The organism is Methanospirillum sp. (genome assembly GCF_035406105.1).
Lineage (GTDB): Archaea > Halobacteriota > Methanomicrobia > Methanomicrobiales > Methanospirillaceae > Methanospirillum.
Map to the genome: position 1 here is coordinate 1 of NZ_DAONKG010000263.1, position 3,001 is coordinate 3,001.

Annotated in this window: 2 protein-coding genes; both read left to right on the plus strand. The window is 44.2% G+C overall.

What is annotated here, in order from left to right; genetic code table 11:
- Nucleotides 1–314, plus strand: a 314-nt coding sequence (locus PLA23_RS12105; RefSeq protein ID WP_324475346.1) for a nucleotidyltransferase domain-containing protein, incomplete at its 5' end; no start/stop codon positions are given.
- 521 nt (nt 315–835) lie between these two features.
- On the plus strand, nt 836–3,001 hold a 2,166-nt coding region (locus PLA23_RS12110), incomplete at its 3' end, for a cation-translocating P-type ATPase (protein ID WP_324475347.1).

Sequence of the window (3,001 nt, forward strand, 5' to 3'; positions counted from 1 at the left end):
TATATTTGTATGGATCCTATGCTCGTATGGAACCAAAACCATATTCTGACATTGATATAGCAGTAATTACCCAGATGACTGATCCTCTACGAGATCTTAAAGAAATTATTGGCTCTTATTCTTCAAAAAAACTAGATGTTCAGGTTTTTTCTGATCTCCCTCTTCCAGCACGTATGCAGGTTCTGGCTCAGGGAGTTCCTTTGTATATCAGAAATGAGGATTCTTTATGGTCAGTTATTAAATCAGTAAGTTTGTCCTATATGGATCTTGAACCAATGAGAAACCGGTGTAAAGAACGATTATTAGGTGTGTAATGGATTTCCAATCAAGAAGTCTCATATAATCGACATGAGAGCCGTTTCTCAAGGGGGATATTCCAACCTGATATCTCCTCTGATATAATCAGGAATCCTTTATTAGCTCTATCCCTGCGATTCATTATTGGTTCGTTATTTTCCAGCTAACAGAAGGGCGAAATGAGTGTTTGTCAAGACGTTTTGAGAAATCAAATGGTTTTTGTGTGGTCTGAAATGCATACAATATTAGTATCAATCTCACATCTCAAAAATATATTATAAAAGAAATAAATCCTGAACAGTGTCATAACGTAAAAATTTACAGATACCAAATTTTCCGGATTATTGAGACCTATCATCAGAATGATAGAAACAGGTTCATTCTCACTCATTCTTTCCATATGCCGATTAATTATTGATAGGATTTCCTCTTTATTTCACCGTGAAAAAAGATGTACCAATCTTTTTATTAACTTTAAGGTATTATTCACCATATACCTGCGAACCAACATTCCATCACCCTATCACATTTTCGTTTCATGGTAACAAAAGAGCATATAGAACCGGATTATTCTGTATCAGTTCAGGAGATATACTCCCGGTACTCATCCGGCCCTACCGGGCTTGATCCTACTGAATGTATTCAACGGCTTACCCGGTATGGGAAAAATACCCTGGTTCGGTCGAAGAAAAAATCAGTATATGTCCGGTTTTTTGCAAACTTCACGCATCTTATGGCAATTCTCCTCTGGACCGGTGGAATAGTCGCCTTCATTGCTCATATGCCCCAGCTGGCTGTGGCGGTCTGGATGGTTAACATCATTAATGGTCTTTTCTCTTTCTGGCAGGAATTCAGGGCGGAGAAGGCTGCTGATGCCCTTATGCAGCTTCTCCCGTCAAAAGTCCGCGTTATCAGGAGCGGAGAGACTGTTGAGATTCCAGCAGAGGATCTGGTACCGGGAGATCTGATGGTTCTCGCAGAAGGTGATCACATCTCTGCCGATGGCCGGCTTGTTGACGCATCCCAGCTCCGGATTGATCAATCAACGCTGACCGGGGAGTCTCATCCGGTGAAAAAGACTGCTGATCCCTCATATGATACTGATATCTCAAAAATTGAATATCAGAATCTGGTATTTGCAGGCACAAATGTTGTATCAGGAACTGGTCTTGCAATAGTAACGAGTACCGGGATGAGTACTGAATTTGGAAAAGTTGCTCATCTTACTCAGGGAATAGAAGAAGAGAAAAGCCCCTTACAACAGGAGATGGTGCATGTCACCCGGATGGTAACCATTGTTGCAGTCAGTATCGGCATCCTTTTTTTTATCATGCTTATAGCACTGACAACCGTGACGCTTGCCGAGAGTTTTATCTTTGCACTTGGCATGATTGTCGCATTTGTGCCTGAAGGTCTGCTCCCGACCGTTACTCTTGCCCTTGCCCGCGGTTCACAACGGATGGCAAAACGAAATGCTCTGATCAAACGATTATCAGCTGTTGAGACACTAGGCTGCACGACTGTTATCTGCACTGACAAAACGGGGACTCTTACCCAGAATGAGATGACCGTTACCAGGATATGGACACCGGGTGCGAAATATTCTGTCACCGGTGTCGGATATGGACCTGATGGTGAGATAATCCCTGATGAATCCGTAAGCCCCGACAACATGAAGGATCTCAGACAGGTCTGTATCGCCGGTGTACTCTGTTCCAATGCACGACTCCTTACACCGGAGGGGCATTCAGAAGCCTGGACAATACTCGGAGATCCGACTGAAGCTGCAATCCTGGTTGCAGCAGGAAAGAATGGTATTCACTATGAGAATGAAAACCAAAGAAATCCGCGAATTCGTGAGTTTCCGTTTGATTCCCGCAGAAAATGTATGAGCACTCTGCATCTTTCTGATTCTGATCGTATCTGTTATCTAAAAGGGGCACCAAAGTCGGTTTTGGACATATGTACATCCGTAATGGAAAAAGGAGTTATAAAACCCCTGACCGAAGAGATGAAAGCCGGTATCATGCAGGTCAATGACTCCTTTGCTGAGCAGGGACTCCGGGTTTTGGCATTGGCCCAAAAGACTGTCCATGAAGATCCGATACCTGAACATGCGGAGGATGTCGAACATGACATGACCTTCCTTGGCCTTGTTGCCATGATGGATCCTCCCCGACCCGAGGTTGCACATGCCGTGCAAAAATGTCAACGGGCTCATATTCGTATCATTATGATCACCGGTGATTATGGTCTTACGGCGAAGAGTATTGCGAGACGTATCGGCATTATCACCACTGATACCCCCCGGATTATCACTGGTGCGGACCTTGATCAGATGCCGGATGATGAGCTGAAAACGGCCCTGTCTGGTGAGGTTATATTTGCACGGGTTTCTCCTGAACATAAACTCAGGGTTGTAGAGATTCTTCGCGAATCGGGAGAGATTGTTGCAGTCACCGGAGATGGCGTAAATGATGCACCTGCTTTGAAAAAAGCGGATATCGGGGTAGCCATGGGCATATCTGGTACGGCGGTTGCAAAAGAAGCAGCCGATATTGTTCTCACTGATGATAATTTTGCATCAATTGTGAATGCAGTCGAGGAAGGCCGTGCTGTGTATGCCAATATCAAGAAATTCACCGGGTATATCTTTACCAGCAACACACCCGAAGCTGTCCCGTTTATTTTGTTTGCATTCAGC